The sequence below is a fragment of the Nonomuraea sp. NPDC002799 genome (genome assembly GCF_053592075.1).
Window position 1 is genome coordinate 1 of the sequence record NZ_JBSFVA010000053.1, and the last position, 25,566, is coordinate 25,566.

The following is a 25,566-nucleotide window of genomic DNA, read 5'->3' on the forward strand; positions in this document are numbered from 1 at the left end:
GCCGAGTCAGGCCAAGCCCGCCGCGGGGGGGCGGGGCGCGGCCCCGCCCCCCCGGGGGGGGCCCCCGGGCGGGGGGGGGGGGCGGGCGGCCCCCACCCCCCCCCCCACGCCCCTTTTCGTCAGGGCGCCGGCAGCGGGCTCGCCGGGACCAGTCCCCGGCGCAGGACGTCGAGCATCGGCGCGCAGTCGTGCATGAAGAAGTGGTCGCCCGGATAGACGTGGAACCCGAACCCGGCCGCGGCATGCTCGCGCCACCGCTCGACCTCCTCGGGCGGCGCGTTGGTGTCGTGCTCGCCGGCGAACGCCGTCATCGGCACCGGCAGCCGCACCCCCTCCCGCGCCGACGAGTCCTCCGACAGCCGGAAGTCCGCCCTGATGGTGGGCAGCAGCAGGTCGACCAGGTCGCGGTCGTCGAAGAACTCCGGCGGGGTGCCGTTCATCTCCTTCAGCCCGTCGATGAACTCATCGTCGGGCAGCTCCCCCATCCGCCGTCCGGCGGGGATGGGAACGGGGCCGCAGCCCGACACGTACAGGTGCACGGGCATCCGCGCGCCTTCCGCGGACAACCGCCTGGCCAGCTCGAACGCGACGAGCCCGCCCATGCTGTGGCCGTAGATCGCGAACGGCTTGGACATGGTCGGCGCCAGGCCGTCGAGCAGCGCGGGGACGAGGTCGGCCAGCCGCGACAGCGGCGGCTCCGCGATGCGGTCCTCCCGCCCGGGGAGCAGGATCGGGCAGACCTCGACCTCCTCGCCGAGCCGCGCGGGCCAGCTCTCGAATATCCGGGTCCCCCCGCCCGCGTAGGGCAGGCAGTAGAGCCTGACATTCGCCGTGGGATTACGGTGCCGCCAGGAGATCCAGCGTGGTCCCGTACCGTTCATTCGGTCCTCCTCGAAATTCTTGCCGATGAAAAGCCGCCGATAATGAGCGGAAATCCGGGGCGGCTAGATTCGTTTCCGTGCCGGTGATAAGCGATCCGCTCCAGTACAACGCGGAAAACGTCTATGTCGATCTGCGGCCGACTTTCGGCCGCCGCCTCTACCTGAAGTGCGAAGGATTCAACTTCGCCGGATCGGTCAAATTGAAGGCGGCCGCCGAGATGGTACGGGCCGCGGAGCGGTCGGGACGGCTGCTGCCCGGCTCGACCCTGGTGGAGTCCTCCTCCGGGAACCTGGGCCTGGCGTTGAGCCTGGTCGCGGCCAGCAAGGGCTACGGCTTCGTCTGCGTGACCGACATCCGCTGCAACGCGCCGGTGCGCGCGATGATGGAGCTGTACGGCGCCCGCGTCCACGTGATCACGACCCCCGACCCGGTCACCGGGTTCCTGGGGGCGCGCATCGACTACGTGCGCCGGCTGTGCGCGCACGACGAGCGTTATGTCTGGCTCGATCAGTACTCCAACCCGGGCAACTGGCAAGCCCACTACCGCCGCACGGCCCCGGCCATCGCGGCCGACTTCCCCGGCCTCGACGTGCTGTTCGTCGGCGCGGGGACGACGGGGACGCTCATGGGCTGCGCCCGGTACTTCCGGGAGCACCGGCCCGGGGTGCGCGTGGTGGCCGTGGACGCGGAGGGGTCGTCGGCCTTCGGCGGCCCCGCGCTGCCGCGGCTGATCCCTGGACTGGGCACCAGCGTGCGCCCGCCCCTGCTCGACGAGTCCTACGTCGACGACGTCCGGCACGTGGGCGAGGCGGACACCATCCGCGCCTGCCACCGCATGGCCGCCGACGGCTTCCTCTTCGGCGGCTCGACGGGCACGGTCGTCAGCGGCGCTTTGCGCTGGCTGGCCGAGCAGCGCGCCGGGAAGGAGGTGACCGCCCTGGCCATAGCTCCCGACCTGGGAGAGCGCTACATGGACACCATCTACTCGAAGGCGTGGCTGCACGACCACTACGCCGACGAGGAGTGGATGTCCCCGCACTGGGAGCTCGACGACCTCGCCGAGCCCGCCCCCACCGTCCCGACCGCGTGAAAAGGGAGGATCCACCATGACCAATCCTTTCGAGAACAACGACGCCGACTACTACGTCCTGACGAACGACGAGGGCCAGCACTCGTTGTGGCCGTCGTTCATCGAGATCCCCGCCGGATGGAACAACGTGCACGGCGCGGACAACCGGCAGAGCTGCCTGGACTACATCGAGGCCAACTGGACCGACATGCGGCCGAACAGCCTGGTGGAGATCATGGAGAACGCCGGCAGGTGACGGACGGTGCGGTGGGCGGGCATCGTGCCCGCCCACCTGTCGTGCTATCCGCGCACATCGACCGGACGGGGCACGTCGGCGTACACGTAGTGGCCCTTCTCCTGCGCGTACTCCGCGAAGAGGCCGGGCGTCCGGTACACCGGCTCGGGCCCGGCCGTCGACAACTCCAGGAAGCCCGCCTCGCGCAGCTCCTCCAGCAGGTCCTCGGCCTCGTCGGGACCGCAGCCGAGCAGCCGCGCGGCCGTCCAGGGCGTCACCTCGGGGAAGTCCAGGCTCCCGAGCCTGTGCAGCGCCATGGACGGGCCGGGTCTGAGCCCGCGGTAGCTGAGCGCTATCCGCTCGCGCATGTCCCACACGCCGTGGCTGATCTCGCTCAGCCGGCCGCCGGGGCGTTCCAGCCGGACGATGAAGTCCTTGAGCAGCCAGTGACCCCTGGCGCCCAGGCGCATGGCCGCCCCCCACAGGGCCAGGGGCATCTGGTCGCACAGCTCGGCGAGCCGCTCGACCGCGTCGGGCTCGCCGTCGGTCCTGGCCGCGCCGACGAGGTCCCGCAGCAGCGAGACCGACTCGGCCTGCTCCAGCGGCGTCACGTGCCCCTGGACGTTCCCGTACGCGTCGGGCAGGCTGCGGCCGGTGATCAGCACGCAGCAGGTGCTGCTGCCCGGGATCAGCGGCCGTACCTGGGCGGCGCTCCTGACGTTGTCGAGCAGGACCAGCACCCGGCGGCCGTCGAGCAGGCTGTTGTAGAGCGGCACCTGCTCGTCCACCCGCGCCGGGATCTCGGCCGGTGCCACGCCGAGGTCGCGCAGCAGCCGGCTGAGCACCGCCGACGGCTCCGCGGCGAGATATTCCGAATCCCAGCCGCGCAGGTCGGCGAAGAGCCGGCCGTCGGGGAAGAGCGCGGCCGAGCGGTGCGCCCAGTGCAGCGCCAGCGCGGTCTTGCCGACGCCGGCCTTGCCGGTGAGCACGCCCACGGCGGGCGGCCCGCCGGGGCCACGGAGCCCGAGCAGCCCGTCGAGTGCGTCGAGCTCCGCCTTCCTGCCCGTGAAGTACGGCGGCGCGGGGGGAAGCTGCGCGGGCACCAGCCCGGTCAGCACGGTGGCGGCCGGCCGGCCGTCGCCCTCCGAGAGCCGGGGGTCGTCGTTGAGTATCGCCGCGTGCATGTCGCGCAGGATCGGGCCGGGTTCGAGCCCGAGCTCGTCCACGAGCCGGCGACGGCCTTCGTTGAAGACCTCCAGCGCCTCGCTGCGCCGCCCGGCGCGGTAGTGCGCCAGCATCAGCGCCGCCCGCGCCCGCTCCCGCAGGGGATGCTCCCTGACCAGGGTGGCCAGTTCGGGCACGAGGTCGGTGTGCCGGCCCAGCTCGGCCTTGCGCGCGAGGCACTCCTCGGTCGCGGCCAGCCGCCGCTCCTCCAGCTGGAACGCCTTGGCGGCCAGGACCCCGCTCGGCATCCCGGCCAGCGCGTCGCCGCGCCACAACTTGAGCGCCTGGTCCAGCAGGGCGCCCGCCACGGACGTCCGGCCTTCGCGCAGCGCGGACTGCGCCTGCCCGGTCAGCCGGGCGAACTCTTCGTGATCGATACGGCAGCCGGCGGAGTTCAGCTTGTAGCCGGGTGACACGGTGGCGATCACTTCGGGGTAACCGGCCGCGGCGAACATCTTGCGCAGCGCGGTCACGCAGATCGCGATCTGGGTACGCCGGGTCACCGGTGGATCGTCGTCCCAGACGGCCTCCACCAGGGTGTCGACGGACACCACACAATCCGGAGCGAGGAGAAGCATCGCCAGGACGACGCGCTGGCGCGGGCTGCTGACGGGGAGCTGGCGGCCACTGGCCACCACCTCCAGAGGACCGAGAAGCCTGAATTCTAGCGATTTCTGGGTATTTCCGGACAGCTCACTCACGAACCCCATCGTCGACCCCGCCCATCGCGGCCCCTCGTCACCCCGGCAGGATCTCGATAGGAGCTCAGGCGTGAACCTTTCACCAAGCCGCCGACCTCGCCTCCCAGGCGCATACCGCAGTATGCTGGTCCACGGCGGACACGACGCGCATCACGGTGACCCTGCCGAACGACCAGGTCGCCGAGCTCCGGAAACTCACCGACAACGTCTCCGGCTATGTCGCCGAAGCGGTGGCCCGCCAGCTTCGGCACCAGCTTCTGGGGGCCGAGCTGCTGCGCCACCAGGAGGAGCACGGAGAGTTCACCGATGAGGAGCTGATCGCGGCGCACGCCCGGATCTTCGGCGAGGCGAGCCCCGGCGCCGCGGCGAGCGCGGTGTGATCGAGCACGTAGAAACCGTCGTGCTGGACTCCCAGGGGCTGTCCGCCTGGATCGCGCAGGACCGCGACGTCCTCGCGATGTTCCACGTCTTTCACACCATGGGCGCCGATCTGGTGATCGGCGCCAACACCATCGTGGAGGTCAGCCATGGGCGGGTGAACACGCCCCGGTTGCAGTGGGTGCTCTCCCGCGTCAAGATCGAGCCGGTGACCGAGCAGGCCGCGAAGGCGGCCGCGCATCTGCTCAAGACGGCGGGTCTGCACGGCCACCAGTACGCGATCGACGCGACCGTCGCCGAGATGGCGCTGCGCCGGCCCGGTCCGGTGGCCATGCTCACCTCGGATGTCGCCGATATGGCGCGGCTGTGCGGCCATCGTGTCCGGCTCATCGGCATATAGGTGCTCGCCGACGCGGGGATGGCTGCGCGCCTCACCTACTGTCGGCGCCCGCCCTGATGGCTGCGCGCCTCACATGTTCTCGGCGCCTGCCCTGATGGCTTCGCGGATGCGGAAGTAGGTGCCGCAGCGGCAGATGTTGCGCAGGCCGTCGAGGTCGGCGTCGGTGATCCCGCGGCCTTCGGCGGCGGCACGGCGGACCAGCGCCACGGCGGCCATGATCTGGCCGGGCTGGCAGTAGCCGCACTGGGCGACGTCGTGGTCGAGCCAGGCCTGCTGCATGGGGTGCAGGTCCGCGCCGGCCGTGGCCGCGAGTCCTTCGATGGTGGTGACCTCGTCGGCCGGCTGGAGATCTTGGACGGGGATCGCACAGGGGTTGATCGCCGCGCCGTTGAGGTGGCTGGTGCACGCCTTGCAGACGTTGATGCCGCAACCGTACTTCGGGCCGGTGACGCCGAGGATGTCGCGCAGCACCCACAGCAGCCGCACGTCGCCGGCGACGTCGACGGTGACCTGCTCGCCGTTGACGCGGAAGGTGTACTCGGGCACGCGGCTCTCCTCGGTTCAGCGGGCGTGGTCCAGGCCGTCGGCCGGGGATGGAGGGATGGGAGGGATGGTCGGTTTGGGGGTGAAGGAGAGCGTGCCGTGGTTGATGGGGAAGCTGGTGGGCATCGTTCCGGTCGCGCGGCCGTACGCGCAGGCGACCGCGGCCATCGACGCGGCGACGCCCAGCTCGCCGGCGCCGCCGGGCGACTCGGAGGTGCTGGGCATGACGATGATCTGCAGCTCGGGCGGGGTGTTCCACTGCCGGGTGTAGAAGTAGTTGTCCCAGCTCGCTTCGAGGAAGTAGCCGTCGCGCAGGTGCAGGCTGGAGGTCAGGGCCAGCGCGATGCCGTCCATGATGCCGCCCATCATCTGCGCTTCCAGGCCGCGCGGGTTGACGGCGAGGCCGACGTCCACGGCGAAGACGACCTTGGTGACGCGTGGCCCGCCCACGCCGTCGCGGATGGGGCGGTTGACGGTCTCCGGCCGGCAGTCGATCTCCACCAGGGCGGCGCTGACGGACTTGTACTCGGCGTGGAACGCCATGCCCTGCGCGGTGCCGTCCGGCATCGGGCGGCCCCAGGCGCCGGCCTCGGCCACCTTGGCCAGCACCGCCCGCGCGCGGTCGTCGCGCAGGAAGTCGTGCCGGAACCGGTACGGGCTCTTGCCCATCTTCGCGGCGAGCTGATCGACGATGAGCTCGCGGGCGCAGGTGACGTCGGGCGAGTAGACGTTGCGCATGCTGCCGGTGTTGAAGCTCTTGTCCGTCTCGCTGAGCGACTGGCTGGTGACACCGAAGTCGTAGGACATCTCCTGGCTGAGGTGGAAGAACGTCTGGGAGAAACCGATGTCGCCCACCGGGAGCCGCGCGGCCAGGGCGGTGATGATCTCGCCGAGTCCGTGGCCGAGGTCGGTGGAGACGCCGGTGTGCCGCTGCTTGTAGCTGAGCACGGTGCCGCCGAGGTAGGCGACGCGGACCCGTGAGGTGGCCATCGGATGGGCGCGGCCCTGGCGGGAGTCGTCGGCGCGGTGCCACATGAGCTTGACGGGTTTGCCGATCTGCTGCGACATCTCGGCGGCTTCCAGCGCGGCGTCGAAGAACAACTTGCGCCCGAAGGACCCGCCGCCTTCGGCGACGTGCACGGTGACCCGGCCGGGCGGCAGCCCTAGCTTGGCGGCGATGGTCTGCTGGGCGACGATCGGCGATTTCAGCGCCGACCAGATCTCGGCGCGGTCGGCCCGTACGTCGGCGATCGCGCAGTTGGGCTCCAGCGCGCTGTTGCTGCGGAAGGCGAAGGTGAACTTGCCTTCGACGGTCGGAGTCGGCGGTCTGAGCCCGAGCGGCAGCTCCGCGGCTTCCAGCGCCCGCAACACGCTCTCGTCGGACTTGCCGGCCGCGGTGCCGGGTTTCCAGGAGACCCGCAGCGCGCGTACGGCGTCGATGCACTGGCCGAAGGTCTCGGCGCGCACCGCCACCCCGGTGGAGATCACCACCGCGTCGGTGACGCCCGGCATGGCGCGGACCTCGGCGAGGTTGGCCACCGAGCCGACCTCGCCGTTGATGGTCGGCGGCCGGCACACCATCGCCGGCTTCGCGCCCGGGACGTCGAGGTCCATCGTGAACTTCTTGCGCCCGGTCACCGCGTCCAGCGCGTCGATCCGGTTGTGCGCTCTGCCGATGACGGCGAAGTCCCGGCGGGGCGTGAGCTCGACGGACACCTGCTGGGTCCTGGTGCCGGCGGCCTTCTCGGCGAGGGCGCCGATGCCGACGCCGCGGCCGGCACGATCGGTGATCACTCCCGCCTTCAGCGTCAGGTCGGCGGCCGCCGAGCCGAGGTGGGCCGCCGCCGCCGCCATCAGCCGGAGCCGGGCGACGGCGGCGGCGACCCGGATCGGGGTGTAGGTCGCGATGGTCGTGTTCGACCCGCCGGTGAGCTGGTTGAACAGCAGCTCCGGCCGGGCATCGGCCAGCGTGACCCGCACCCGGTCCAGCGGCACGGCCAGTTCCTCCGCGATCAACATGGCCGTCGAGGTGGTGATGCCCTGCCCCACCTCGGCCCGCGGCAACGCGAACGACACCGTGCCGTCCTGGTGCACCACGACCGAGATCAGGCCCGAGGTCGGCAGCGCCGCCGCGGTCATCAGGTCGTTGAGGTCGAGCAGGTCGGTGAGCTGCTGCGAAGACACCTGGGCGCCGGCCGCCGGCGCCGGATGGAGCTCGGCGGCCGCCACCAGGGTGGGTGCCGCGAGCACGTATCCGAGAAAGCGCCGGCGACCGATGGCCTCGTCCACATTCGATCCCGTCATGTGCGGCTCATCCAGGTCGGTTGGTCGTGGGGATCTCTATCTTGGTCTCCTTGCCCTTGGTGAGGAAGAACAGGATGTAGCGGCGTACGGCTTCGTCGATGACCCAGGCGACCTCGGGCACGAGCGGCAGCGGAACGAGACCCTCGCGGAACTTCACCAGTTTCGGCCAGGCGGTGGCGATCAGCGGGTCCCACAGCGGCTCGCGCCTGATGCCGTCCCAGTCGGCCACCTGGTTGCCGGCCAGATACCGGGCGAGCGCGTTGCACAGCGGCCGGCTGACGCTGCCGGGACTGGTCTGCTCGGCGAGCTGGCGGAGCAGGACGTCGGTCAGGATCACGCCCTCGGGCGTCGGGCCCATGTTGCGAGGGAGGATCTGGTCCGACTGGGCGTTGCACGCGTCCCAGGTGGCGGGGATGTACTCGTCCTTGATGCCGAGCAGGTGCGCGGTCACCTGCCACACGTGCAGATACGCCTCGGAGTCGGCGGCGCTGATCGGGACCTTCCATTCGCGCATCTTGCGCATGGCGAAGGTCGGCAGGGTGTGCCAGGTGACCAGCATGTCCTCCTGACTGATCGGGATGTCGCCGCTCCAGTGGGGAGACTGCTGCAGCAGGTGCCGCACCGCCGCGTGCACCAGCCGGGTCTTCACGGCATCGACCACGCAGGTGCCGTCGGGCCGGTAGGCGTTGAGCGATCCGACGGCGAAGCCCAGGATGCTCGTCTTGGCGACGCGATCCTCCATGTCCGCGCCACCCTTGGAGTAGTAGACCGCGCGGGCCTCCTTGGGAATGGCGGTGCTCAGCATGCCGCCGCCGACGCCGTTGAGCAGATTGAGGTAGAGCCCTCTGGACTTGTTGAACTCGGCCGCGGCGCTCAGCTTGCCGTGGTCCGCCCATGACGGCAGCTCGCGGGCTTTCTCGATGAACGCCCGCAGATCCTCCGGCAGCCCCTCAGGTAACGGCTGATCGTTGCGGGTCCAGTCCCACAGCAGCCGGTTGACCTCGGGCACCGCGCCGCGATCGAGCAGCGAGGCGACCAGCGGGTCGGCCTCCTCGTCCCAGACCCACCGGGGATCGGCGCCGGCGCCCGCGCCCGCGATCGAGCCGGTGGGCGCCCAGGTCCAGGGCGTCATGGGGCGCGCCTGAGCCGGGGACGCCATCCCGAGTGCGCCGGCGGCCCCCAAGGCCCCGCCTGAGATCAGCATCTTGCGTCTGCTCAGCTCCGCCATGCTCCGAACTCCTTCCGAGTCCCCGTGGGTCCTATCTTCGGCCGCCCGGTCAGGACGGGCGGTTGGTATCCGGAATCTCGATCCTGATCGGCCGCGCTTCGGACAGGAAAAGCAGCGCGGCCTTGCGCAGGAACTCGTCGAAGAGCCAGTAGGCCTCCGGTGCCAGCGGGAGCGGCAGCAGACCTTCGCGGACGGCGATGAACGGCCGCCAGGACAGCTTGAGCAGCGGATCCCAGATCGGCTCCCTGGGGATCTTCAGCCAGCCGGCGATCTGGTCGCCGAGCATGTAGCGGGTGAACGCGCCGAGTATGGGCTTGGACAGGATGCCGGCATCGACCGGGGAGCCCAGGTTGAGCAGGATGTCGGCCAGCTTGACGCCCTCGGCCGTCGATGCCAGCACCGGGTCCAGGACCTCCTTGGCCTGGGCGTTCGCCTCGGCCCACGAGGCGGGGATGTACTCGTCCTTGATGCCGAGCAGGTGCGCGGCCAGCTGCCACGAGTGCAGGAAGGCCTCGGACTCGGCGGCGGGGATGGGCACCTTCCACGCGGTCAGCTTCTGCATGACGGTCGTGGGCAGGCTGTGCCAGGTGACCATCATGTCGCGCTGGCTGATCGGGATCTCTTCCTCGGCGACCTCCGGCCAGTGCGGGGACTGCGGCAGCAGGTGCCGCACCGCCGCGTGCACCAGCCGGGTCTTGACGCAGGTCACGATCATCTCGCCGTCGGGCTGGTAGGCGTTCCGGGTCCCGACGTCGTAGCCGAGTTTGGCGGTCTTGGAGATGCGGTCCTTCATGTCCGCGCCGCCCTGGGAGTAGTAGACCGCGCGCGCTTCCTTGGGGATGACCGTGCTCATCATGCCGCTGGCCAGCCCGTACAGGACGCCGAGGTAGAGCCCGCGCTTCTCGTTGAACCGGAACGCGGTCGCGAGCTTGCCCTGGTCGGCCCACGAGGGCAGCTGACGGGCCCGCTCCATGAAGTCCCGCAGGTCCGCCGGCAGTCCGGCCGGCAGCGCCTGGCCGTTCTTGGTCCAGGTCCGTAACAGCTCGTTGACCCTGGGCACGTCGCCCCGGTCGAGCAGCGCGGCGACCAGCGGGTCGGCCTCCTCGTCCCACACCCATCGCGGGTCGGTGCCCGCCCCCGCGCCCGCCACCGAGCCCTTGGCCGACCACGTCCACGGTCCCTGCGCGTACGCCGGCGCCGCGACGCCCAGTGCGCCGAGCGCGCCCAGCGCCCCACCCGCCTTCAGCACGTTGCGCCTGCTGGGTCTGTCCATGCCTTCGTTCCTCCTCCTTGCCGGAGTCTCCTCATCGGAGCGAAGCACTGGTTGATACGGTGAAACACGCTGTGCTTCTGTGTATCATCCATCATGACAGCACACTGTGAGGGGGATCACAAGCCCGCATCGGCGGCTGTGCGGGAATGAGGCAGAATCGACTAACAGGAGGTGATCGTGGAATCTGCGCTGTCCGGGCTCATGACGCCGTCGAGCTCAGAGTCGTTGCTGGAGCGCGCCTACCTTGATGCCGTCGGACAGGTCGACGACGCGGACGAGTTGCGGGCCCGCATCCTCGACGCGGCCCATGAGCAGTTCTGCCGCATGGGCATCCGGCGGTCCACCATGGAGGACGTCGCCCGGCGGGCCAAGGTCTCGCGGATCACGGTCTACCGGCGGTTCGCCACGAAGGACGCCCTGGTCGAGCACGTCGTCCGCCGAGAGTTCCGCCGCTACTTCGACCAGTTCCTCATCGACATCGAGCAGGCCGGCACCGCCGCCGATCGCGTGGTCCTGGGCTTCGTCAGCTCGCTGCGCGCCATCCGGAACAACCCGCTGATCGGCGGTCTGATCGCCGCGGAGCCTGACCTGGTCGTGCCCTCCATGATCGCCGACGGGGGCCAGACCCTCGCCACCGTGCGCCGGTTCGTCGCCGGTCAGCTCCGCCACGAGCAACGCGCGGGCAACGTCTCCGGCGATCTGGACACCGACCTCGTGGCCGAGATGATGGTCCGCATCTCCGCCTCCTTCCTGGCGACGCCCAGCCACATCATCGACCTCGACGACGACGGGCAGATGGCCGCGGTGGCCCGGCGGTTCCTGGTGCCCATGCTGAAACCGACCGGCTCCCCCGGCTGACGGTGATGGGCGGGGCAGGTCGCGCTACGCCTCGTCCCGCGCGGCGGCGCGGGCGGCGGGCTCGGGTGCGGTCAGGTCGAGCAGCGACATCGCGTCGTGGTCGGGGGTGCCGGGTTCGGCGACGTAGACGCCGAGGCGCTGGCCGGGGGTGCCCTCCAGGTTCATGGACTGGGCGCTGAGGGTGATGACGCCCACCTGGGGGTGGTGGAAGGTCTTGTGCACGTGCTTGCGGCCGGTCACGTCGTAGCGCTCCCAGAGCTTGGCGAAGTCGGGGCTTTTCAGCAGCAGCTCGCCGACGAGGCCGGCCAGGTCGGGCGCGTCCGGCGCGGTGCCGGCCTGGGCGCGCAGCCGGGCGACACAGCCGCGCACCTGGTTGGCCCAGTCGGGGAACAGGTCGCGGGCGGCAGGGTGCAGGAACAGGTAGCGGGCGAGGTTGCGCTGCTTGAGCGGCCAGTCGTCGAGGCCCGCGTACAGGGCGAGGCCGCCGGGGTTCCAGGCCAGGACGTCCATGCTGCGGCTGACGATGTAGGCGGGACTGGGGCGCATCGTCTCCAGCAGCAACTTCAGATGGGGACGTACGGTGCGGCTCGGCGGAGGCGGCGGCTCGGCGGCGTAGCGGGCGGCCCGGGCGGCCAGCTCGCGCAGGTGCTGATGCTCCTGGTCGTCGAGCTGAAGGGCCCGCGCGAGGGAGTCGATCACCGAGGGGCTGGGCCGGGTCTCCTTGCCGCGCTCCAGACGCACGTAGTAGTCGATGCTGATCCCGGACAGGGTGGCCAGCTCTTCGCGGCGCAGCCCCGGCGTCCGGCGCAGGCCCGTGCCGATGGTCAGGCCCACCTGCTCGGGACTGGTCTGAGTACGGCGGGCGCGCAGGAATCGGCCCAGCTCCGTGTCGCTGGTGGTGGGCTGTGGTGCCATGTCTTCAGTCTCACACCTCGCCGGCCTGCTCCGTGCCCAGGTGGGGGGCCGTGTCGTTACCCCCGAAGGCCACACCCCTGCATGACCCGCCCTGGCACCGAAGCCGGGAGAACGCGAAAGTGGATGACGGCTTCCCTTTCAGAAACGGAGAAAAACCCGTATGAAGCACATCAAGCTGGGCGGCCTGGAGGTCTCCCGCATCGGTCTGGGCGCGATGGGGATGTCCCATGGCTACACCGGCTCCGGCACCGACGAGGCCGAGTCCATCCGCACCGTCCACCGGGCCCTGGACCTGGGCGTCACCCTGATCGACACCGCCGAGATCTACGGCCCGTACACCAACGAGGAACTTCTCGGCCGGGCCCTGAAGGGCCGCCGCGACCAGGTGGTGCTGGCCACCAAGTTCGGCCTCGTCTCGCATGCCGGCGCGGGCCCCTGGAACATCGACAGCAGCCCCGCCAACATCCGCACCGCGGTCGAAGGCTCACTCAAGCGGCTCGGCACCGACCACATCGACCTGTACTACCAGCACCGCGTCGACCCGGACACCCCCATCGAGGACACCGTCGGCGCGCTGGCCGACCTCGTGCGGCAGGGCAAGATCCGCCACATCGGCCTGTCCGAGGCGGGCCCTGAGACCATCCGCCGCGCCCACGCCGTCCACCCGGTCACCGCCGTCCAGTCGGAGTACTCGCTGTGGACCCGTGCGCTGGAGGAGCGGGTGCTGCCGCTGCTGCGCGAGCTGGGCATCGGCCTGGTGCCGTTCTCGCCGCTGGGGCGCGGCTTCCTGACCGGGAAGATCCGCTCCACCGACGGCTTCGCCGAAGACGACTTCCGCCACGGCAACCCGCGTTTCACCGGCGAGAACTTCCAGCGCAACCTGCGCATCGCCGACGAGGTCGAGGCCGTCGCCGTCGCGGCGGGCGCCACCCCGGCCCAGGTCGCCCTGGCGTGGTTGCTGGCCCAGGGCGACGACATCGCCCCCATCCCCGGCACCAAGCGCGTCGGCCGCGTGGAAGAGAACACCGCCGCCGACGGCATCCGGTTGACCGCCCGGCAGATCGACCGGCTCTCCAGTCTCCCGCCGGCCGCGGGCGACACCCACACCGAAGCCGGCCTGCGGATGATGGAACGCTGACCCGAAAGCCCAAGGAACGATCCCATGCTGAATGTCACCCTGAACAACGGCGTCGAGATGCCGATCCTCGGCTTCGGCGTCTACCAGATCCCGCCGGAGCAGACCGAGCAGGCCGTCACCGACGCCCTCGCCGCCGGTTACCGGTCGCTGGACACCGCCGCCGCGTACCGCAACGAGGAGGCCGTCGGCCGCGCCATCAAGAACAGCGGCATCGCGCGCGAGGACCTGTTCGTCACCACCAAGCTGTGGGTCCAGGACCCGGGCGAGGACAACACCAAGCGCGCTTTCGACGCCTCGCTGCGCAAGCTCGGCCTCGACCACCTGGACCTGTACCTGATCCACCAGCCCTTCGGCGACGTCTACAGCGAGTGGCGCGCCATGCAGGACCTGCACCGCCAGGGCCGGATCAGGGCGATCGGGGTCTCCAACTTCCACCCCGACCGGCTCGTCGACCTCATCGGCCACCACGACGTCACCCCCGCGGTGAACCAGGTCGAGACCCACCCGTTCTTCCAGCGGGCCGCCGACCACGAGGTCATGCGCGAGCACGGCGTCCAGATCGAGTCGTGGGGCCCGTTCGCCGAGGGCCGCGACAACCTGTTCGCCCACCCGCTGCTGAGCGAGGTCGGCGACGCGCACGGCAAGTCGGTGGCGCAGGTGGTGCTGCGCTGGCTCATTCAGCGGGGTGTCGTCGTGATCCCCAAGTCGGTCCGCCCCGATCGTATGGCGCAGAACATCGACGTCTTCGACTTCGAGCTCAGCGACGACCAGATGGCCCGCATCGCCACCATGGACACCCGGAGCTCGCTGTTCTTCGACCACCGCGACCCGGCCATGGTCGGCCGGCTTGGACAGATGCGCGTTGACGGCTGACGCGCACGCACCCACCGGGAGCCGGTGATGACGAACCACGGCGACGCCGCCTTGGAGCGGCGCTCGTTCCTGCGCGACGCGTTCCTGGCAGGAGGGGCCGTGCTGGCCGGTGTCCCGATCATCGGGTGCGCCGCGGCTTCACCGCGCCCGGCCGGTCCCGCGCCGGCCGGTCCGGCCGCGAAGTCCGTCCTGCTGGCCTACTTCTCCCGAGCGGGCGAGAACTACTGGTACGGAGGCCGCCGCGACCTCCAGGTCGGCAACACCGAAGTGCTGGCCCAGATGATCGGTAAGCGCGTCGACTGCGACGTTCACCGCATCGAACCCGCCGATCCCTACCCCGACGACTACGAGGAGACCGTCGCGCGCAACGTGCGCGAACAGGAGGCCGACGCCCGTCCGGCCATCACGGGCCCCCTGCCGTCGATCGACCGCTACGACACGGTCCTGCTGGGCAGCCCCATCTGGAACGTCCGGGCGCCCATGATCATGTCGACGTTCACCGAGGGCCTCGACCTGCGTGGCAAGACCGTCGTCCCGTTCACCACCTACGCCATGAGCGGCCTGGGGAGCACGGCGCGCGACTACGCCGCCTCCTGCCCGGGCGCGACCATCGCCGACGGCCTCGCCGTCCGCGGCGAGGAGGTCAACGAGGCCGGCGCCGACGTCGACGCATGGCTGCGGCCCCATCGTCCGTCCTGAACCGACGCCCCCGGTGGAAGGCCGGGATGGAAGGCGGCCGTCAGCGGTGCGCGGCGCCGAGGGTGGCCGCCGGCAGGTTCGGCGAGGCGGAGATGGCCGCCAGGGCGATCTCGGTACTGGTGTGCAGGCGCAGGTGTTCCCCGACTCTGGCGATCTCGATGAGACGGGCGGGCGAGCCGCGCAAGCCGGTCAGGTGGATGGCGCCGCCGTGCTGCTGAGCGAAGGCGAAGGCGTCCAGCAGCACGCGCAGGCCGCTGCTGTCCACGAAGGTGACCTCCGTCATGTCGAAGACCAGGTGGTCGTCGGGCGTCTGACGGACCTCACGGATGAATTCCTGTAAGAGGGGGCTGCAGGCGATGTTGATCTCGCCCGCCAACGTGATCACGGTCACACCGACGTGGTGCTGGTGGTGCATGCGTAGCGATGACATGGGACCTTCTCGGTGGGGGATTACGGGCGGTGGCGCGTCAGCCGACGGGGGTCAAGCCCGCAGTGGCCTCCTTCGAGGTGCGGTTGACGCCGACGGCTCGCATGCGGCGACCTCCGCGAGTTGATCGATCCGAACTGGCTTACGCTCCTTACCCGCGCGCCACGAAGTAAACGGCAGATCATCGGCGGCGGCTCGGGGACCGGCCGGAGCAGGCGAACAGGTTCGTCGGGCGCTCTGGAGGGTACCGAGGGAAAGCTCGCCGGGTTCAGGGGATCTCAGCCGGATCCCGGAGGCCGCGAGAGCGACGACGTTCTGCTGACGACATTGGAGCGGGCACCATGGCGACCGACTATGACACCCCACGCAAGACCGACGACGACCTGCGAGAGGACGGCGTCCAGGAACTTCAGGCACGGCGCGGTGACAGCTCGGCCGGTGGCGTCGACATCGACGAGACCGACCTGGCCGAGTCGCTTGAGCTGCCCGGTGCCGATCTGTCGGACGAAGAGCTGTCCCTGCGGGTGATCCCCCGTCAGACCGACGAGTTCACCTGCTCGCGCTGCTTCCTGGTGCACCACCGCAGCCAGGTGGCCGCCGTGAGCGAGGGCGAGCAGGTCTGCCGGGAGTGCGCCGCCTGACGACCCCGAGGTGATCCCACTGTCACCTTTGGATAAGAGTAGGCCGGCCCGGGGCGGGCAGCGCGAAGCGAAGAGGTCCAGCAGAGGGCTTCGTCTCGCTAGTGGTGACGAGGCGCGCCCATGTCTGGACTGTTCTCCTGCACAGGACGCGCCATTGCACCTGGAAGCAGGGGCACGGCATGATCGTCGAAACTGCCAAGATCACGGACATGACTGCCGAGGAACTTCTCGTGGACATGGTCCGTACGGATATCTCCGAGCAACGCCGGACCCGGCTGCGTGAGCGCCTGGTGGAGCTGCATCGCGCGCTGGCGGTCGAGATCGCCCGCCGCTACCGCAATCGCGGCGAGCCGGCGGAGGACCTGCTCCAGGCCGCCTACCTCGGCCTGGTCAAGGCCATCAACGGCTTCGACGCCGGACTCGGGCACGACTTCCGCGGCTATGCCGTCGTCACCATGACCGGCGAGGTCAAACGTCATTTCCGGGACCGCACCTGGGCCATGCGGGTGCCGCGCGTCTATCAGGAGCGGCGCTCGGAGCTGAACCGGCTCACCGGCGAGCTCACCCAGCTCCTGGGCCGCTCGCCGACCATCGCCGAGCTCGCGGCCGGCATGCGGCTGTCCGAGGAGGAGGTGCTGGTGAGCCTGGACGCCTCGGCCGCCTACAGCACCCTGTCCCTGGACGCCCCGGTCGGCAGCGACGACGGCGACGCCCCCTGCCTCGGCGATCTCATCGCCGACCGCGACGAGTCGCTGACCGTCCTGATCGACGCGCAGGCCGTCAAGCCGCTCATCGACGCCCTCCCGGCCCGCGAGAAACACATTCTGCTGCTGCGCTTTCACGGCAACCTGACGCAGGCCGAGATCGCCGTCGAGTTCGGCATCTCGCAGATGCACGTCTCACGGATCCTCCGGGCCGTGCTGCACCAGCTGCGCGAGCGCCTCGACACGCCCGCCGGCCCCGAGTGCCGGGCCACGGACCCGCCGCTCCCGTCCCGGCCCCGGACCACCCGCCCTCTCAGGCCGCCGACCAGCCGCCGTCCACCGGCACGATCGCCCCGTTGATGAACGAGGCGGCGTCCGAGGCGAGGTAGAGGGCGGCGTCGGCCATCTGCTCGGGCTGGGCCAGGCGCTCCCCGAGGGCGAGCACGGGGCCGAGGCGCGTGGCGCCCGGCCGGGTCGAAGGCGGTGCCGTTGGCGGGCAGCACCGCGTGGGTGACCAGGAACGTTCCGGTGAGGTTCACGCGCAGGACGCGGGTCCACTGCTCGACCGGGATGTCGGCGGGCAGGGCCATGGTGTCCATGATCCCGGCGTTGTTGCACAGCACGTCGATCCGCCCGTACGCGCTGATCGCCGAGTCCACCAGCGCCGTCACCGAGCCCTCGTCGCCGATGTCGGCGGCCACGGCCAGGGCGGCGTCACCGATGGACTCGGCGGTCTCCCGGGCGCTGTCCTCGTTGACGTCGCAGGCCACGACACGGGCGCCGGCCTTGGCGAAGGCGATGGCGGTCCAGGGGTGCGGTCAGAGCGCGGCCGGGACGGGCGCCGTGGGTTGCGGGGTTCGGGTGCTGCGGCGGTCGGCGATGAGGATGAGCAGCAGGCCGGCCAGGACCCAGCCGGCCAGGGTCAAGGCTGGGGCGCCGGCTCCGGTGCCGTCGAAGAAGCTGATGGAACGGACCAGGCTGCCGGAGGCGCCGGGGGGCAGGAGCTGGCCGAGGGTGGCCCAGCCGCTCGGCAGCCAGTAGGGGCCGGTCATGCCGGACAGCGGGTTGCCGATGAGCATCATCACGGCCGCGCCGGCGCCCAGGCCGGCGAAGCCGAGCAGGGATTCCAGCGCGAGGAAGGGGATCGACAGCGCGGCCATGCCCCCGGCCCGGCGCCTTGACCGCGCCGAACTAGGACACGGTGTCCTAATTAAGACAAATTTCATGTTGCCGCTGATCTCTCAGCGGCTGGAAGGCACTGGAGGGACACAGCGGCTCTCTAATGTGCGGCGGGTCGTCATCTATGGAGGACTAATGATCACCCGCACCCGCCTCGGCGTCTTTCTAGCCGCCACCCTGGCCACGGTTTTCGCCGGCGCCGTTGCCCCGGCCGCCGTCTCGGCGCAGCAGTCGACCCGGACCGCGACATCGGCGAGTGCCACGGCAGACTCCGGCAAGATCCGGATGAACCAGATCCAGTTCATGGGCGCCCACAACGCCTTCCATCGTGAGATGCAGGGCGTCGAGCTGACCGAGTCGATCAAGATCGACTCGGGTTACCCGTCGTGGGGCTTCTACTCGCACGCGTCCATCGCCGACCTGCTCGGCCGGCAGAACGTCCGCGCCCTCGAACTGGACCTGCTGCCCGACCCCCAAGGCGGTCTCTATCAGCATCCGCTCGCGCGCAAGCAGGCCGGCCTCGGCCCGATCGACGACCCGGCCATGGCCGCCCCCGGCATGAAGGTCATCCACGTCGCCGATCAGGACTACAACTCCACCTGCCGGACCCTGGTGGTCTGCCTTCAGCAGGTGAAGACCTGGTCGAAGGCCAACGCGCAGCACGTGCCCATCATCATGCAGCTGGAGCTCAAGCAGACCGACGATCGCTGGGAGCGGCTGGGCGGCGCGGTCAGCGCGGCCTGGGACGGTTCGCTGCTGGACGGCATCGACAAGGAGATCCGCTCCGTGTTCTCCGAGTCGGACCTGATCACCGCCGACGACCTGCGGCGGCCCGGCCAGACGCTGGAGCAGTCGATCCTGAAGAACGGCTGGCCCACCCTCGACTGGGCGCGCGGCAAGGTGATGTTCTTCTTCGACAACGGCGGCCCCGGCACGATCCGCGACATGTACCTGGACGGGCACCCCAGCCTTCAGGGCCGCGCGGTCTTCACCCGCGGCAACCCCGGCGACGCCGACGCGGCGATCACGATGGTGAACGACCCGCGCGGCGCCAACGAGGCGGCCATCCAGGACCTGGTCAAGCGCGGCTACATCGTCCGCACGCGCTCGGACGAGCCGCTGAAGACGGTCATCACCGAGGAGTTCAGCCGGGTCCAGACCGCCCTGGCCAGCGGTGCGCAGATGGTGACGACGGACTTCCCGAGCGTCGGCATGGCGGCCCGCTACGACAGCGACTTCGTGGCCGAGCTCCCCGGCGGGGAACCGGTTCGCTGCAACCCGGTGAACGCGCCGCGGGGCTGCGACGACGACAAGCTGGAGTCCTCCCACCGCCGATGAAGGCGCCCTGAACAGGTGGCCGTCCGTGAGCGGACGGCCACCTGGTCGCGCGGAATTTCACGCGCGGAAGGTTCTCAGACGCACACCACCGCGGTGTGCGCGTGCCCGCGGCTGCCGCCGACCTCCACCTTGACCGCGCTCTTGGACTTGCGCACGCTGCGGTCCTTCTTCTCGACCGATTTCACCGGCCAGGGCAGCGTGATCTTCACCTCGCCGGCGGTTCTGGACGGGTCGGAGACCGCGAGCCGTGCCCGGTCGTGGGCGCGGTGGATCAGCAGCGTGCAGGGGCCGTCGGCGGCGAGCGGCCCGTACGCGGTCTCGACGGTTCCCGCCCGCCAGAAGACGGCGGCGAGCACGTTGTCGCGGGCGATGGCCTGCACCGCTCCGGAGTTGGCGAGGATCTCGATCCTGCCGGCGTAAGCCGCGGTCTGCGCGATGGAGGCGTCGGGCAGGACGGCATAGGCGTAGCGCGCCTTACGCGGATCGACGCCGTGGTCGATGAGGATCGTGGTGTAGTGCCGGGTGACGGGGGTTCTGTCGCCTCCGGTGGTGGCGCCCTGGTCGATGTCCCGCCAGCGGCCGGTGCGCTTCTTGCGGATCACCTTCGCCTCGCCGCCGTCGAGCAGCGCGTAGCCGGCCGCACCGGGCAGGTGGACCCAGCCGTCGCCCCGGGTCAGCGGCGGATGCCGGTCGTGGGTGTTGCGGTTCTCCATGATGGTCTCGATGCGGCGGCCGTCGGAGGCGGTGATGCCGGTGCCGAGGGCGATCACCGCGTCATCGAGGAGGAACCACGCCTTCTTGGCCCGCAGTGAGGAGCCGCCGGCGATCAGCTTCATGGCCGCCACGCCGTACTCGCCGTCGAGTGCCACGCCGCCCGCCCACGGGGTGGCCGGCAGGCGGCGCCGGCCGTGCGGAAGATCGGCGCGTCTGCGGGTGTCGACCGTGGTGCCCGGCAGCCGGTACGGGTCGATCGTGGGCCACAGGTCATCGTTCCAGTGGGTGAGGTCGCCGGTGTAGAGATAGGTCATGCCGTCGGCTGTGTACCAGCCGTGCAGGTTCTCCCGGTTCATGGCCTCGGCCGCGCCGATGCGCTCCGAGCTCATCGCGATCGCGTAGGCCCAGGTGGGACGGCGGTGCACGACCCGGTCCATGTCGGCGAAGACGTACGTGCCCGTCGTACGCGGGCCGACCGGCACCGACGGGTCCTCCAGCAGGGCCGTGGCCCGGGCGATGCTCGCCAGCGGTGCGAGCGTGTCGTAGGGGATGGCCTGGTTGCGGGTGAGCCAGCCCTTCACCAGCGGTCGCCACTGCCGGGCATGGCGCTCGGGCGCCGAGTCCAGCAACGTGAGGATGGCCTCGACCGCCTTCTGTCCCGAGTGGTAGTCGCGGTGGCCCTGCACCGAGATCTGCCGGCCGCGTACGCAGTCCATCATGAGCCCGTCGAAGATGAACGGCGTGAAGGAACGATCCACGATGTCGTAGACGTTCCCGATTCCGGCGATCTCCCACGGTGACCGCGCGAGCATGGCGATCAGCTTGGCCACGCTCTCCAGGTAGTCCACGCCGTAGCTGCCGGTGTAGGGGTACACGTCGTGCTGGATGAACGACCCGTCACGGTAGAAGCCGTCGCCCGGCCCGGCGGTCGGCCGCAGCAGGTCGGAGACCGCGTTTCCGGCTCGTTCGAGCAGACGGGCGTCGTGGGTGAGCAGGCCGCGCATCGCCACCGCCATGGCCTTGCCCGCGCGGTTGGCGCCGGTCTCGACGACGCCGGGGTGGCTGACGCGGCGCTCCGGGTCGGGGCACCAGCGGCGTAAGGGACGCAGCCAGCGGTCAAGGCGGTCCTTGGGCAGGCCGTCGTACAGCAGGGCACAGGTGTCGGTCAGCGAGCGGGGTACGCCGATCTCCCACCAGTACCAGTTACTGCCCCGCCGATCGAGCCCTTCGTGGTAAGCGTGCTCGTACAGGAAGTCCAGTGCCCTGACCGCGGTCTCGGCGACCTGACCGTCCCGGTGCAGGGCGGTGCCCGGCGTGGCCCAGCCCAGCGCCAGGGTGCGCATGCGGTTGTAGGCCCGGTTGAAGTTGCCTGTCCCGGGGTTGCCGAGCGGCAGGTCGGGCCAGAGGCTCGGGCGATCGGGGTCGGGCTTCAGCTTGCGCAGCACCGCGTTGGCCGAGCCCTCGACCGCCTGTGTCCTGTCGGTGTGGGCGGGGTCGTACGACGCGCCGGCCAGCAGGCTCACCCACCGCTCGCGCGCGGCGTCGAACGCGGCGGTGCCGGCCGCCTCGGCCGGCCTGTCCCCCAGAGCGAGGCCGGCCACGGCCGCGGCGCCCAGCAGGGTGGAGCGCCGGCTGAGGGGATGGGTCATGGCGGCCTTCCGACAATCAGGCAGGTATCAGATGAAAGATCATATGTGGAACAGGCGGGTGGTTCCTTTCGACTCTGCGGCACGCGGGCCGGCTCTGCGACACGCGAGCCGGCGCCCGAAGGTCGCCGGGCGACGCGACCGGCGCGGCGCGGCGGGCGACCGGCGCGGCCGGCCGCGATGAACGCGTCAGAAGCGCTTCGAGTAGCGGGTGCCCCGGTAGTAGATCTTCACGCCGTCGGGCTCGGAGGCGCCGTGCCCGAAGGAGTACTTGCCGATGTTACGGCGGCTGGTCTTACCGGCGGAGACCGCCACATAGCCGAAGTCGGACTGGTGGTCGCGCACGATCGAGTACTTGGTGGTGTGCGAGCAGCGGTTGGACACGGTGACCTGCCATTTGGGGTCAGACCAGCCGCTGTTGTTCAGCTTGGTGCGGCTGGCTTTCACGCAGGAGGGCCAGGCGGCGGCCGAGCTGGTGGCGGCCTGCGCGGCCACGGGGGCGGCGAAGAGGAAAGCGGTGCCCACAGCCAGGATGGGGAGGATTCGCATCGGGTTCCTTCCGGAGTGGTGGGTTTCATCAGGAGACAGCCTGATCATGTTGATCTATCCCTATCAGATTGCTCCTTGTTGGGCATTTCCTCCCAAGTCGTCCCTGCCTCGATCGGGTCGTTCCCTGGCAGACGACAGCGCGCCCCGCGATCGGCATGATCGCGGGGCGCGCTGTCGTCCGGAGGTGCGATCAGGTCGTCGCGGTGACCAGCCAGACCCCGGCGGGGAACCGGTAGCCGACACCGGGCTCGCGGAATCGTTCGAACAGCCGGGCGACCGCCGCACGGGCCGCGGCCCGGCCTGACGCCGCGGCGGCGCGGTAGGCCGCGCCGGCCGGACCCATCTCGATGAGCCACTCGGCCGCCGTCTCGCCGTCGTCCGGGGCGTCCAGGGTGACGTCGTGCGGCTGGACCGTGACGGCGTCGAAGCCGGCGGCGGTCAGGATGCGCCGCACCCTGCCCGGGTCGGCGAACGCGAACGGGCCCGGCTCGTCGCCCATCGGCAGCGGCGGCAGCGGCCCGACATGGGCTGCGGCGCCGAGCGTGGCCGCGAACATCCACGGGTTGGCGCTCCCGTCGCGGAACACGGTCGCGGCCAGGCGGCCTCCGCTGCGGAGCGAACGCCGAATCGTCGTACAGCCCGCGACCGGGTCGGCCAGCAACATCAGCGCCATGCGGGAGAACACCGCGTCGAACGGCGCGCCCGGCACGGCCTCGACCGTCTCGATGTCCGCCGTGACGAACCGCAGGCCGAGGTGCCGATCGCGCGGGAACCGCCGCCTGGCGGCGGCCACCATCGGCTCGGACAGATCCACCCCGACCACCGCACCGCCCACGCCGGCCAGATCCACCCCGGCCACCGCACCGCCCGCCCCGACCGCCGCACCACCTGGCCCGGCCACCGCCGCCGCCAGCTCGGCCGTGGTGCCGCCACAGCCGCAGCCCACGTCAAGGATCCGCTCACCGGGCTCTGGCCGCAGCCACTCCATCGCCGCCGCGCCCAAGGGCCGGCCGGCCTCGTCCTGCCGGTCGGCATGACGGATCCAGCCGGGCGCGGCCTGCGCCCAGAACTCGTGGTTGCGGGCCCGCAGAGCGTCGGTGCCGGGCATCAGAACGGCATCTCGGCGCCGGCGACGTGGGCGAGCAGACCGGGAGGACGATCCGGGCCCAGGTGCTTCTCCACCTGCCGGTACTCCGCCTCGCTGACCTCGGGCATCTCCTGGAGCACTCCGAACGGCACCGCACCCACCCCTTAGTTGAATAGAGTATACCTCTATCCAATAGAGCACTACAGTACGTGCATGGCTGTCAAGAGGCGGTATCAGTCGGCACGCAGGCAGGATCAGGCCCGCCAGACCCGGCGGGCGATCCTGGAGGCCGCGGGCAAGCTGTTCGTCGACCCCGGCTACGCCGCCACGCCGCTGACCGCCGTCGCCGCCGAAGCCGGGGTCGCGGTCCAAACCGTGTACGCGGTGTTCGGCAGCAAGCGCCAACTGCTGTCCGAGCTGGTCGACGTCACCATCGCGGGCGACGACGACCAGCGCAGCCTGCCCGACCGGCCCTTCGTCGCCGAGGTCAGCGCCCTGGCCGACCCCCGCGCCAAGCTCCTCCGCCTCGCCCGCCACCTCACCGAGACCCACGCTCGCCAAGCGGAGGTGATGCTCGCACTGGCCGGCGCCGCGAGCGCCGACTCCGACGCCGCCGCCATCTGGCACAAGAACCTGCAGGACCGCCGGCGCGGCATGGTCATGCTCGCCTCCGACCTCGCCGCCGCCGGCCTCCTGCGGTCCGACCATGACATCGACAGCGCCGCCGACGTCCTCTGGCTGGCCATGGACGTCCGCAACTACGACTGGCTCGTACGGCAGCGCGGCTGGCCGCCGGAGCGCTACCAACGCTGGTATGCCGACACCGTGGCCGCCGCGATTCTCAACAGCTCACCCTGAAGGCGCCTGCCTCCCGGCGATCGTCCGGGTCGAGACACGCCATACCGACGGAAGGGCGGAGCGGTGCTCACCGACATCGAGGCGCACTATAAGGACCTGGTCGAGCGGAATATCTTTCTCGGCGAGCTCTGTATGACGTGGTGCCGGGCGGGCTCGGCCGATGAGGTCATCCGGGCTCTCGACGTCGACGTGCTCGACATCACCACGAGTGGCTTGAAAGGGCTGTCCGCCGAATCGTACGAGGAGCAGAACGAGGGAAGATTCGGCGGGTTCCTGCTGCTCGGGAAAGAGCCCCCCTGGTTTCTCGCGATGGAGTACACCGGCGATCGGGCTTTCCGGGCGCTCGAACGGCTCTCCTCCGGCGGCGAGGCGATCTGCCTGATCGGCAGCGCGACCCTCTGCCGGTTCTCGGTGTTCTACGCGCGCGACGGCCGGAAACTCTGCAGATTGGACTACGGGGACGATGTCCGGGGCGAGACGGCGGCCATCGAGGAGCCCCTCGCGGGCCTGTTCCATCTGCACGAGCGATACGCCGACGTCGAGGCGGGCCGTGTCCCGGGTGAAGGGCTGCTGGACGACTGGCGGATGCACGCGTTCGTTCTGATGGAGCGGATCACCGGGGTCCGCCTGTCCTTCGACTGGCTGGCACGCGGGCACGCCCTCCATCGTTTCCGGGTCTGACGCTCAGGAAGCAGGCGGGCCGTCCCGGAACCGTGCCCGGTACGTCGACGCGTTCAGGCCGTAGTGGGCCTTGAACCGGCGGGCGAAGTTGTTGGCGTCCGGCCAGCCGACCGCCTCGCCGATCCGCGTGATGGACTGGTCGGTGTGCAACAGCAGCACCGCCGCGAGCTCCACCCGGAACCGTGACAGGTGCGCCATCGGCGGCAGCCCCGTGGTCGCCTTGAACAGCCGCACCAGGTAACCGCGCGTCAGGTGCAGCTCCGCGGCGAGCTCGGCGAGCGTCCAGTGATGATCGGGCGCCGCTTCCATCAGGCGCGTCGCGCGCACCACCGCGGGGTGGTTCGGGCCGGTGGGGCCGAAGGTGTCGCCGCGCTTGCCGGCCAGGGAGCGGGCCAGGCAGCCCAGGAACAGCAGGAGCCGTCCGATGACGTCGCCACGATGCAGGCCGGGCGGCTCGCGTCGGAGCCGGTCCAGCGCGTCGAGATGCCCGGCGCATTCGGCCAGGGCCTCCGGCGGCAAGCGGATGGTCAGCATGCCGCGCCGCTGCAGCGAATAGGGCCCGGTCCACAGCAGATGGCTCAGCAGCGGGTCCTCGCGGATCCAGCCGAGCTCGCGTTGCAGCATCTCCGTCGAGAAGCAGCAGTTGTACAGGTCGAGCCGGCGGCACTCCTCGTAGCCATGCCAGACGCCGGGCCGCAGCAGGATGACGTCCCCGACGGCCAGCCGCCGCTCCCCGGCCAGCGACACGTGCACGCCCTCTCCCCCGGTCACCATCGCGATCTCGAAGAAGCTGTGCGTGTGGATCGGATGGCTGCGTTCGTGCAGGTAGTGGCCGGCGTAGGCGAGCGTGCCCGCGGTGAAGTGCAGCAGTCGCCCGGACCGGTCGACGGGTGGCTCGGCCATGCTCGCACTGTATTGCGCGCCCGCCACGGCGGAAGGTGCATTTCGTGCTATCTCTGGCGTATTTCGGCCTAGCTCCGGCCATCCCAGGAACACAGGATTTGAGCAGGGCGGAAACTCCT

28 protein-coding genes and 1 pseudogene are annotated in these 25,566 nt (G+C 70.5%); 13 read left to right on the top strand and 16 right to left on the bottom strand.

Annotated features, from left to right (window positions below; genetic code table 11):
* Window positions 1–119 precede the first annotated feature (119 nt).
* The gene (locus tag ACWD0F_RS47325; RefSeq protein ID WP_449889010.1) at window positions 120–881 is read right to left on the bottom strand and encodes a thioesterase II family protein; all 762 of its coding nucleotides are present in this window, start codon (window positions 879–881) and stop codon (window positions 120–122) included.
* A gap of 77 nt (window positions 882–958) precedes the next feature.
* Between ACWD0F_RS47325 and sbnA the strand changes: the two genes are divergently transcribed.
* Together sbnA and ACWD0F_RS47335 are read left to right on the top strand one after the other, a co-directional pair.
* The gene (sbnA, locus tag ACWD0F_RS47330; RefSeq protein ID WP_449889011.1) at window positions 959–1,972 is read left to right on the top strand and encodes a 2,3-diaminopropionate biosynthesis protein SbnA; all 1,014 of its coding nucleotides are present in this window, start codon (window positions 959–961) and stop codon (window positions 1,970–1,972) included.
* Between the two features lie 16 nt (window positions 1,973–1,988).
* Complete coding sequence (locus tag ACWD0F_RS47335; protein WP_449889013.1) at window positions 1,989–2,207, top strand: MbtH family protein; 219 nt, start codon at window positions 1,989–1,991, stop codon at window positions 2,205–2,207.
* Window positions 2,208–2,251: 44 nt separating this feature from the next.
* Here ACWD0F_RS47335 and ACWD0F_RS47340 read toward each other — a convergent pair whose 3' ends face one another.
* Window positions 2,252–4,120, bottom strand: coding sequence for a BTAD domain-containing putative transcriptional regulator (locus ACWD0F_RS47340; protein WP_449889015.1), 1,869 nt, complete (start codon window positions 4,118–4,120; stop codon window positions 2,252–2,254).
* Window positions 4,121–4,266: 146 nt separating this feature from the next.
* On the opposite strand from ACWD0F_RS47340, the gene ACWD0F_RS47345 reads away from it, so the two are divergent.
* Together ACWD0F_RS47345 and ACWD0F_RS47350 are read left to right on the top strand one after the other, a co-directional pair.
* A complete protein-coding gene (locus ACWD0F_RS47345) occupies window positions 4,267–4,491 on the top strand; it encodes a hypothetical protein (RefSeq protein ID WP_449889017.1) in 225 nt (74 codons plus the stop codon).
* Window positions 4,488–4,889 carry a DNA-binding protein gene (locus ACWD0F_RS47350; protein ID WP_449889018.1) on the top strand — a complete coding sequence of 134 codons (402 nt, stop codon included), beginning with the start codon at window positions 4,488–4,490 and terminating at the stop codon, window positions 4,887–4,889. Before ACWD0F_RS47345 ends, ACWD0F_RS47350 begins: the two co-directional genes overlap by 4 nt.
* Before the next feature lie 69 nt (window positions 4,890–4,958).
* Here the strand turns inward: ACWD0F_RS47350 and ACWD0F_RS47355 are convergent, their stop codons facing one another.
* From ACWD0F_RS47355 to ACWD0F_RS47370, 4 genes are read right to left on the bottom strand one after another with little or no spacing between them, the layout of a single operon-like run.
* Entirely contained in the window at window positions 4,959–5,435 is a 477-nt protein-coding gene (locus tag ACWD0F_RS47355; RefSeq protein WP_449889019.1) for a (2Fe-2S)-binding protein, read from the bottom strand.
* A 15-nt stretch (window positions 5,436–5,450) separates the two neighbouring features.
* Window positions 5,451–7,736, bottom strand: a complete 2,286-nt coding sequence (locus ACWD0F_RS47360) for a molybdopterin cofactor-binding domain-containing protein (RefSeq protein ID WP_449889021.1) — start codon at window positions 7,734–7,736, stop codon at window positions 5,451–5,453.
* Between the two features lie 7 nt (window positions 7,737–7,743).
* A complete protein-coding gene (locus ACWD0F_RS47365) occupies window positions 7,744–8,964 on the bottom strand; it encodes an oxygenase MpaB family protein (RefSeq protein WP_449889023.1) in 1,221 nt (406 codons plus the stop codon).
* Between the two features lie 49 nt (window positions 8,965–9,013).
* The gene (locus ACWD0F_RS47370) at window positions 9,014–10,237 is read right to left on the bottom strand and encodes an oxygenase MpaB family protein (RefSeq protein WP_449889024.1); all 1,224 of its coding nucleotides are present in this window, start codon (window positions 10,235–10,237) and stop codon (window positions 9,014–9,016) included.
* 201 nt (window positions 10,238–10,438) lie between these two features.
* Here ACWD0F_RS47370 and ACWD0F_RS47375 point away from each other — a divergent pair, with 201 nt between their 5' ends.
* A complete protein-coding gene (locus tag ACWD0F_RS47375; RefSeq protein WP_449889093.1) occupies window positions 10,439–11,095 on the top strand; it encodes a TetR/AcrR family transcriptional regulator in 657 nt (218 codons plus the stop codon).
* A 24-nt stretch (window positions 11,096–11,119) separates the two neighbouring features.
* Here ACWD0F_RS47375 and ACWD0F_RS47380 read toward each other — a convergent pair whose 3' ends face one another.
* The gene (locus tag ACWD0F_RS47380; RefSeq protein WP_449889025.1) at window positions 11,120–12,010 is read right to left on the bottom strand and encodes a helix-turn-helix transcriptional regulator; all 891 of its coding nucleotides are present in this window, start codon (window positions 12,008–12,010) and stop codon (window positions 11,120–11,122) included.
* A 160-nt stretch (window positions 12,011–12,170) separates the two neighbouring features.
* Between ACWD0F_RS47380 and ACWD0F_RS47385 the strand changes: the two genes are divergently transcribed.
* The 3 genes from ACWD0F_RS47385 to ACWD0F_RS47395 are packed head-to-tail and all read left to right on the top strand — an operon-like array spanning window position 12,171 to window position 14,720.
* Window positions 12,171–13,148: an aldo/keto reductase gene (locus ACWD0F_RS47385; RefSeq protein WP_449889027.1), complete on the top strand. Its 978-nt coding sequence runs from the start codon at window positions 12,171–12,173 to the stop codon at window positions 13,146–13,148.
* 24 nt (window positions 13,149–13,172) lie between these two features.
* A complete protein-coding gene (locus tag ACWD0F_RS47390; protein WP_449889029.1) occupies window positions 13,173–14,021 on the top strand; it encodes an aldo/keto reductase in 849 nt (282 codons plus the stop codon).
* Between the two features lie 27 nt (window positions 14,022–14,048).
* Window positions 14,049–14,720 (top strand): flavodoxin, encoded by a 672-nt coding sequence (locus ACWD0F_RS47395; RefSeq protein ID WP_449889030.1) that lies wholly within the window; start codon window positions 14,049–14,051, stop codon window positions 14,718–14,720.
* A 40-nt stretch (window positions 14,721–14,760) separates the two neighbouring features.
* Here ACWD0F_RS47395 and ACWD0F_RS47400 read toward each other — a convergent pair whose 3' ends face one another.
* On the bottom strand, window positions 14,761–15,150 hold the full coding sequence (locus ACWD0F_RS47400; RefSeq protein WP_449889032.1) for an STAS domain-containing protein: 390 nt from the start codon (window positions 15,148–15,150) through the stop codon (window positions 14,761–14,763).
* Between the two features lie 338 nt (window positions 15,151–15,488).
* Here ACWD0F_RS47400 and ACWD0F_RS47405 point away from each other — a divergent pair, with 338 nt between their 5' ends.
* On the top strand, window positions 15,489–15,788 hold the full coding sequence (locus ACWD0F_RS47405) for a DUF4193 domain-containing protein (protein WP_449889034.1): 300 nt from the start codon (window positions 15,489–15,491) through the stop codon (window positions 15,786–15,788).
* A 179-nt stretch (window positions 15,789–15,967) separates the two neighbouring features.
* Window positions 15,968–16,852 (top strand): SigB/SigF/SigG family RNA polymerase sigma factor, encoded by an 885-nt coding sequence (locus ACWD0F_RS47410; RefSeq protein ID WP_449889036.1) that lies wholly within the window; start codon window positions 15,968–15,970, stop codon window positions 16,850–16,852.
* Here the strand turns inward: ACWD0F_RS47410 and ACWD0F_RS47415 are convergent.
* The 3 genes and pseudogenes from ACWD0F_RS47415 to ACWD0F_RS47425 all read right to left on the bottom strand — a co-directional run bounded on the left by ACWD0F_RS47415 (window position 16,806) and on the right by ACWD0F_RS47425 (window position 17,652).
* Window positions 16,806–16,937 carry an SDR family oxidoreductase gene (locus tag ACWD0F_RS47415; RefSeq protein WP_449889038.1) on the bottom strand — a complete coding sequence of 44 codons (132 nt, stop codon included), beginning with the start codon at window positions 16,935–16,937 and terminating at the stop codon, window positions 16,806–16,808. The two genes, ACWD0F_RS47410 and ACWD0F_RS47415, sit on opposite strands and share 47 nt — an antisense overlap.
* A gap of 106 nt (window positions 16,938–17,043) precedes the next feature.
* Window positions 17,044–17,262: pseudogene (locus tag ACWD0F_RS47420) on the bottom strand (SDR family NAD(P)-dependent oxidoreductase); the annotation flags it as partial.
* Window positions 17,263–17,310: 48 nt separating this feature from the next.
* Window positions 17,311–17,652, bottom strand: a complete 342-nt coding sequence (locus ACWD0F_RS47425; protein ID WP_449889039.1) for a hypothetical protein — start codon at window positions 17,650–17,652, stop codon at window positions 17,311–17,313.
* A gap of 154 nt (window positions 17,653–17,806) precedes the next feature.
* Between ACWD0F_RS47425 and ACWD0F_RS47430 the strand changes: the two genes are divergently transcribed.
* Window positions 17,807–19,009, top strand: a complete 1,203-nt coding sequence (locus tag ACWD0F_RS47430; protein ID WP_449889041.1) for a phosphatidylinositol-specific phospholipase C1-like protein — start codon at window positions 17,807–17,809, stop codon at window positions 19,007–19,009.
* Window positions 19,010–19,083: 74 nt separating this feature from the next.
* On the opposite strand, the gene ACWD0F_RS47435 is transcribed toward ACWD0F_RS47430, so the two are convergent.
* The 4 genes from ACWD0F_RS47435 to ACWD0F_RS47450 form a co-directional block, all read right to left on the bottom strand.
* Window positions 19,084–21,372: a polysaccharide lyase 8 family protein gene (locus ACWD0F_RS47435; protein WP_449889043.1), complete on the bottom strand. Its 2,289-nt coding sequence runs from the start codon at window positions 21,370–21,372 to the stop codon at window positions 19,084–19,086.
* 186 nt (window positions 21,373–21,558) lie between these two features.
* Entirely contained in the window at window positions 21,559–21,918 is a 360-nt protein-coding gene (locus ACWD0F_RS47440) for a hypothetical protein (RefSeq protein WP_449889045.1), read from the bottom strand.
* A gap of 190 nt (window positions 21,919–22,108) precedes the next feature.
* Window positions 22,109–23,026: a class I SAM-dependent methyltransferase gene (locus ACWD0F_RS47445; RefSeq protein WP_449889047.1), complete on the bottom strand. Its 918-nt coding sequence runs from the start codon at window positions 23,024–23,026 to the stop codon at window positions 22,109–22,111.
* Window positions 23,026–23,157, bottom strand: coding sequence for a hypothetical protein (locus ACWD0F_RS47450; protein WP_449889048.1), 132 nt, complete (start codon window positions 23,155–23,157; stop codon window positions 23,026–23,028). The genes ACWD0F_RS47445 and ACWD0F_RS47450 overlap by 1 nt, the downstream gene beginning before the upstream one ends.
* Window positions 23,158–23,218: 61 nt before the next feature.
* On the opposite strand from ACWD0F_RS47450, the gene ACWD0F_RS47455 reads away from it, so the two are divergent.
* Together ACWD0F_RS47455 and ACWD0F_RS47460 are read left to right on the top strand one after the other, a co-directional pair.
* Complete coding sequence (locus ACWD0F_RS47455; RefSeq protein WP_449889050.1) at window positions 23,219–23,863, top strand: TetR/AcrR family transcriptional regulator; 645 nt, start codon at window positions 23,219–23,221, stop codon at window positions 23,861–23,863.
* A gap of 63 nt (window positions 23,864–23,926) precedes the next feature.
* Entirely contained in the window at window positions 23,927–24,544 is a 618-nt protein-coding gene (locus ACWD0F_RS47460) for a DUF6461 domain-containing protein (RefSeq protein ID WP_449889051.1), read from the top strand.
* A gap of 3 nt (window positions 24,545–24,547) precedes the next feature.
* Here the strand turns inward: ACWD0F_RS47460 and ACWD0F_RS47465 are convergent, their stop codons facing one another.
* On the bottom strand, window positions 24,548–25,447 hold the full coding sequence (locus ACWD0F_RS47465; protein WP_449889052.1) for a helix-turn-helix domain-containing protein: 900 nt from the start codon (window positions 25,445–25,447) through the stop codon (window positions 24,548–24,550).
* Window positions 25,448–25,566: the final 119 nt, after the last annotated feature.

What these genes read in the sequence shown, in the direction of transcription:
- ACWD0F_RS47325 (WP_449889010.1), bottom strand. Translation starts at nt 881, where the DNA reads ATGAACGGTACGGGACCACGCTGGATCTCCTGGCGGCACCGTAATCCC.
- ACWD0F_RS47335 (WP_449889013.1), top strand. Translation starts at nt 1,989, where the DNA reads ATGACCAATCCTTTCGAGAACAACGACGCCGACTACTACGTCCTGACG.
- ACWD0F_RS47340 (WP_449889015.1), bottom strand. Translation starts at nt 4,120, where the DNA reads ATGGGGTTCGTGAGTGAGCTGTCCGGAAATACCCAGAAATCGCTAGAA.
- ACWD0F_RS47360 (WP_449889021.1), bottom strand. Translation starts at nt 7,736, where the DNA reads ATGACGGGATCGAATGTGGACGAGGCCATCGGTCGCCGGCGCTTTCTC.
- ACWD0F_RS47365 (WP_449889023.1), bottom strand. Translation starts at nt 8,964, where the DNA reads ATGGCGGAGCTGAGCAGACGCAAGATGCTGATCTCAGGCGGGGCCTTG.
- ACWD0F_RS47370 (WP_449889024.1), bottom strand. Translation starts at nt 10,237, where the DNA reads ATGGACAGACCCAGCAGGCGCAACGTGCTGAAGGCGGGTGGGGCGCTG.
- ACWD0F_RS47375 (WP_449889093.1), top strand. Translation starts at nt 10,439, where the DNA reads ATGACGCCGTCGAGCTCAGAGTCGTTGCTGGAGCGCGCCTACCTTGAT.
- ACWD0F_RS47380 (WP_449889025.1), bottom strand. Translation starts at nt 12,010, where the DNA reads ATGGCACCACAGCCCACCACCAGCGACACGGAGCTGGGCCGATTCCTG.
- ACWD0F_RS47385 (WP_449889027.1), top strand. Translation starts at nt 12,171, where the DNA reads ATGAAGCACATCAAGCTGGGCGGCCTGGAGGTCTCCCGCATCGGTCTG.
- ACWD0F_RS47390 (WP_449889029.1), top strand. Translation starts at nt 13,173, where the DNA reads ATGCTGAATGTCACCCTGAACAACGGCGTCGAGATGCCGATCCTCGGC.
- ACWD0F_RS47395 (WP_449889030.1), top strand. Translation starts at nt 14,049, where the DNA reads ATGACGAACCACGGCGACGCCGCCTTGGAGCGGCGCTCGTTCCTGCGC.
- ACWD0F_RS47400 (WP_449889032.1), bottom strand. Translation starts at nt 15,150, where the DNA reads ATGTCATCGCTACGCATGCACCACCAGCACCACGTCGGTGTGACCGTG.
- ACWD0F_RS47405 (WP_449889034.1), top strand. Translation starts at nt 15,489, where the DNA reads ATGGCGACCGACTATGACACCCCACGCAAGACCGACGACGACCTGCGA.
- ACWD0F_RS47410 (WP_449889036.1), top strand. Translation starts at nt 15,968, where the DNA reads ATGATCGTCGAAACTGCCAAGATCACGGACATGACTGCCGAGGAACTT.
- ACWD0F_RS47425 (WP_449889039.1), bottom strand. Translation starts at nt 17,652, where the DNA reads ATGGCCGCGCTGTCGATCCCCTTCCTCGCGCTGGAATCCCTGCTCGGC.
- ACWD0F_RS47430 (WP_449889041.1), top strand. Translation starts at nt 17,807, where the DNA reads ATGATCACCCGCACCCGCCTCGGCGTCTTTCTAGCCGCCACCCTGGCC.
- ACWD0F_RS47435 (WP_449889043.1), bottom strand. Translation starts at nt 21,372, where the DNA reads ATGACCCATCCCCTCAGCCGGCGCTCCACCCTGCTGGGCGCCGCGGCC.
- ACWD0F_RS47440 (WP_449889045.1), bottom strand. Translation starts at nt 21,918, where the DNA reads ATGCGAATCCTCCCCATCCTGGCTGTGGGCACCGCTTTCCTCTTCGCC.
- ACWD0F_RS47445 (WP_449889047.1), bottom strand. Translation starts at nt 23,026, where the DNA reads ATGCCCGGCACCGACGCTCTGCGGGCCCGCAACCACGAGTTCTGGGCG.
- ACWD0F_RS47455 (WP_449889050.1), top strand. Translation starts at nt 23,219, where the DNA reads ATGGCTGTCAAGAGGCGGTATCAGTCGGCACGCAGGCAGGATCAGGCC.
- ACWD0F_RS47465 (WP_449889052.1), bottom strand. Translation starts at nt 25,447, where the DNA reads ATGGCCGAGCCACCCGTCGACCGGTCCGGGCGACTGCTGCACTTCACC.